This window comes from Pelomonas lactea, from assembly GCF_043555885.1.
GTDB lineage: Bacteria > Pseudomonadota > Gammaproteobacteria > Burkholderiales > Burkholderiaceae_C > Pelomonas > Pelomonas lactea.
This window is the reverse complement of record NZ_JBIGHX010000006.1, coordinates 315,852-319,731: the sequence shown is the minus strand read 5'-3', so window position 1 is coordinate 319,731 and position 3,880 is coordinate 315,852. Positions and strand designations below refer to the sequence as shown.

The 3,880-nt window shown below is 69.9% G+C and carries 5 protein-coding genes; 3 read left to right on the top strand and 2 right to left on the bottom strand.

The annotated features are described in order from the left end of the window. Nucleotides 1-195: 195 nt before the first annotated feature. Nucleotides 196-1,323, bottom strand: coding sequence for a tRNA guanosine(34) transglycosylase Tgt (tgt, locus tag ACG04Q_RS18215; RefSeq protein ID WP_394512581.1), 1,128 nt, complete (start codon nucleotides 1,321-1,323; stop codon nucleotides 196-198). Between the two features lie 33 nt (nucleotides 1,324-1,356). On the opposite strand from tgt, the gene ACG04Q_RS18210 reads away from it, so the two are divergent. Continuing rightward, nucleotides 1,357-1,962, top strand: a complete 606-nt coding sequence (locus ACG04Q_RS18210; RefSeq protein WP_394512579.1) for an IMPACT family protein — start codon at nucleotides 1,357-1,359, stop codon at nucleotides 1,960-1,962. Here ACG04Q_RS18210 and queA read toward each other — a convergent pair. Next, nucleotides 1,914-2,960, bottom strand: coding sequence for a tRNA preQ1(34) S-adenosylmethionine ribosyltransferase-isomerase QueA (queA, locus tag ACG04Q_RS18205; RefSeq protein WP_394512577.1), 1,047 nt, complete (start codon nucleotides 2,958-2,960; stop codon nucleotides 1,914-1,916). The two genes, ACG04Q_RS18210 and queA, sit on opposite strands and share 49 nt — an antisense overlap. 127 nt (nucleotides 2,961-3,087) lie before the next feature. On the opposite strand from queA, the gene ACG04Q_RS18200 reads away from it, so the two are divergent. Together ACG04Q_RS18200 and ACG04Q_RS18195 are read left to right on the top strand one after the other, a co-directional pair. Next, nucleotides 3,088-3,438, top strand: a complete 351-nt coding sequence (locus tag ACG04Q_RS18200) for a TraR/DksA family transcriptional regulator (protein WP_394512575.1) — start codon at nucleotides 3,088-3,090, stop codon at nucleotides 3,436-3,438. Nucleotides 3,439-3,458: 20 nt separating this feature from the next. Beyond that, complete coding sequence (locus tag ACG04Q_RS18195; RefSeq protein WP_394512573.1) at nucleotides 3,459-3,827, top strand: hypothetical protein; 369 nt, start codon at nucleotides 3,459-3,461, stop codon at nucleotides 3,825-3,827. Nucleotides 3,828-3,880: the final 53 nt, after the last annotated feature.

The following is a 3,880-nucleotide window of genomic DNA, read 5'->3' as shown; positions in this document are numbered from 1 at the left end:
CGGGAGGCCTCGAAAGTTCGTCGGACCCACTCCGTTGTTTCAAACAGTTACAGCACGGCAGACGCAGCGCCTGCACCAGAGTGGGCGGGCGAATTCTGGGCTGCAGGATGTGACGGATTTATCCGTACTCACCTGTAAACGAGGGGGGAATTTCAGGGCAGCAACACCTGCCCCCCCTAGCTCTTGGGATGCGCGTCAAACGCCCCGTGCGCGGTCCGCGTGGAACTGGGCCCGCCAGGCCTCGAAGCGCCCGGCGTCCAGCGCGTCGCGCATCTCCTGCATCAGGGCCAGGTAGTAGTGCAGGTTGTGGATGCTGGTCAGCATGGGGCCCAGCATCTCGCCGCAGCGATCCAGGTGGTGGAGGTAGGCGCGGCTGAAGCCCTTGCAGCATTCGCAGCTGCAGGTGGGGTCCACGGGCGACTCGTCGGCCTTGTAGCGGGCGTTGCGCAGCCGCAGGTCGCCGAAGCGCGTGAACAGGTGGCCGTTGCGCGCGTTGCGGGTGGGCATCACGCAGTCGAACATGTCGATGCCCTGGCTGACGCCCTCGACGAGGTCTTCCGGCGTGCCCACGCCCATCAGGTAGCGCGGCTTGTTGGCCGGCAGCTGGTGGCCCGTGTGTTCCAGGATGCGCTGCATCTCGGCCTTGGGCTCGCCCACGCTCAGGCCGCCGATGGCGTAACCGGGCAGGTCCAGCTCGGCCAGGCCGGCCAGCGAGGCGTCGCGCAGGTTCGTGTACATGCCGCCCTGCACGATGCCGAACAGCGCGTTCGGGTTCTCCAGCCGCTCGAACTCGGTGATGCAGCGCTTGGCCCAGCGCAGGCTCAGCTCCATGGACTGCTTGGCCTCGCGCTCGGTCGTCAGCACGCCCTTGCTTTCATACGGCGTGCATTCGTCGAACTGCATGACGATGTCGCTGTTGAGCACCGTCTGGATCTGCATGCTGACCTCTGGCGTCAGCAGCAGCTTGTCGCCGTTCACCGGCGAGGCGAACTTGACGCCCTCTTCGCTGATCTTGCGCATCGCGCCCAGGCTCCACACCTGGAAGCCGCCGCTGTCGGTCAGGATGGGCTTGGTCCAGCTCTCGAAGCGGTGCAGGCCGCCGAACTGTTTCACCACATCCAGGCCCGGCCGCATCCACAGGTGGAAGGTGTTGCCCAGGATGATCTGCGCGCCCATCTCCTGCAGCGATCGCGGTGTGACGCCCTTGACCGTGCCGTAGGTGCCCACGGGCATGAAGATGGGCGTCTGCACGACGCCGTGGTTGAGCGTGAGCGTGCCGCGGCGGGCGCGGCCTTCAGTCTTGAGGAGGTCGAACTTCAGCATGGGGTGGGGATTGTCGCAGCCGACAATCCCGCCATGCCGCTGACCCTGGCCGCCCCGGCCGAACACGAACTCGTCGTCAAGAAGAGCCGCTTCCTCGGCCGGGTGGAACCCTGCGCCGACCGCGCCGCGGCGCTGGCCCGCGTGGCGCAGCTGCGCGCCGAACACCCGGGCGCCGCCCATGTCTGCTGGGCGCTGCTGGCCGGCGGCCACTCGGCCGCCAACGACGATGGTGAGCCCGGCGGCACCGCCGGCCGGCCCATGCTGGACGTGCTGCGCCACCAGGGGCTGGACGGCGTTCTGGCCACGGCCGTGCGCTACTGGGGCGGCGTGAAGCTGGGCGCCGGCGGCCTGGTGCGCGCCTACACGGACTGCATCGCCCAGGCGCTGCTGACGGCCGACAAGATCGAGCGCGTGGCCCTGGCCGAGCTGGGCTGCGAGTTGCCCTACGAGTTGGAGGGGCGGCTGCGCCGGCTTGTCGAGCAGCATGGCGCCGCGCTGCTGGACGTGCGGCACGAGGCGCGCGTGCACATGCGCGTCGCGCTGCCGGTCACGTCACGGGCCGTGTTCACGGCGGCCGTCGATGAAGCCGGTCAGGGGCGCGTTGCGTGGACCCGTGAAAGCAGCATCGCGTCGCCATAGCTGAAGAAGCGGTAGCGCTGCGCAATCGCGTGGCGGTACAGCGCCATCACATGCGCATGCCCGGCCAGCGCGCTGACCAGCATCATCAGCGTGCTCCTGGGCAGGTGGAAGTTGGTGACGAGCCGGTCGACGACGCGGAACTCGAAGCCCGGCGTGATGAAGATGTCGGTTTCGCTGGCACCGGCCCGCAGCGTGCCGCCCCGCGCGGCGGACTCCAGCGCGCGCAGCGTCGTCGTGCCCACGGCCACCACGCGGCCGCCGCGCGCGCGGCAGGCGGCGACGGCGTCCACCGTGGCCTGCGGCACGTCGAACCATTCGCTGTGCATCTTGTGCTCGTCGATCTTCTCGACGCGCACCGGCTGGAACGTGCCGGCGCCCACGTGCAGCGTCACATGCGCCTGCTGCACACCGCGTTCGGCCAGCCGGGCCAGCAGCGCCTCGTCGAAGTGCAGCGCAGCGGTCGGCGCGGCAACGGCGCCGGGCTCCTTGGCGAACACGGTCTGGTAGCGGCGTTCGTCGTCGGCGCTGTCGGCATGCTCGATGTAGGGCGGCAGCGGCACATGGCCGTGGGCCTCCAGCAGCGCGAACGGGTCGCCGGCAAAGCGCAGGTGGAACAGGCCCATGTCGGGCCCGCAGCGGCCCAGCACCTCGGCGTCGAAAGCGTCGGCGAAGCGCACGCGGCTGCCGGGCTTGGGGCTCTTGCTGGCGCGCAGGTGCATCCACACCTCCTGCGTGCCGGGCAGCACGCGCTCGACCAGCGCCTCGACGTTGCCGCCGGTCGACTTCACGCCATACAGCCGCGCCTTGATGACGCGGGTGTTGTTGAACACCAGCAGGTCGCCCGACTGCAGCAGTTCGGGCAGCTCGCGGAACACGCGGTCCACGGGCTCGGGGCCGGTGGCGTCCAGCAGGCGCGACGCGGTGCGCTCCGCGGCGGGATGCTGGGCGATCAACTCGGGAGGAAGGTCGAAATCGAAGTCGGCGACCGTGTGGGACATGCGCTTGAGGGCCGGACGGACCCGTGCCAAACCAGTGGAGGGAGGCGGATTCTCCCATCGCCACCTTCTTGACGCAGCGCAACGCGCCGCCACGGGCAGGGTGCCAGCATGGGCGCCAGGAGGTTCCATGAGCACTGCCCTTACCCCCGGACAACATGCCCTGCTGGAAAGCGAGCTGACGCTGGCCCGCCAACGCGTGCAGGCGGCGCTGCAGGCCCAGCGCGACGGCGTCGACCGCGTCGCGCACGCCGCCGCGTTGCTGGCAGACGACGACGCCGACCGCGAACTGGATCAGGCCCGCGACGACCACCTGCTCGCCGAGCTGGACGCCCTCGACGACGCGCTGATGCGCTTGAAGACGCCCGCCTACGGCCGCTGCATCGACTGTGCGGCCGTCATCCCTTTCGACCGGCTGCAGCGCCAGCCGCAGGCGTTGCGCTGCGTCGACTGCCAGGCCGCCACCGAAACCACCCGTTGACATCCCACCGGAGACTTCCCATGTTCCACGCCGTTGTCCATCTCGACCATCACCACGCCCAGGTGCTGCATTTCGATGCGCACCAGGTTCACGCCGCACGCATCGAGGCCCATGAGCGGCACGCGCACGGCGATGACTCGCGCAGCCTGCAGGCCCTCTTCGCCGCGCTGTGCCAGGCGCTGCAGGACACCCCGGAGGTGCTGATGACCGGCTCGCACGTCGTGCTGGGTCAGTTCCGCCACTATGTGGAAGCGCACCGGCCGCAGCTGGCGCCGCACATCGCCGACTACCGCCCTGCCGCCGAGCTGAGCCAGGGCCAGCTGTTGGCGCTGGCGCGCCAGTTCTTCCGCGCCCACGACCGCATGGCTGGCGTGGCGACGCCGGGCTGACCCCACGGCCACGGGCCCGGCGCGCGAAATCGCACGGCCCGCACGCGGCGGCG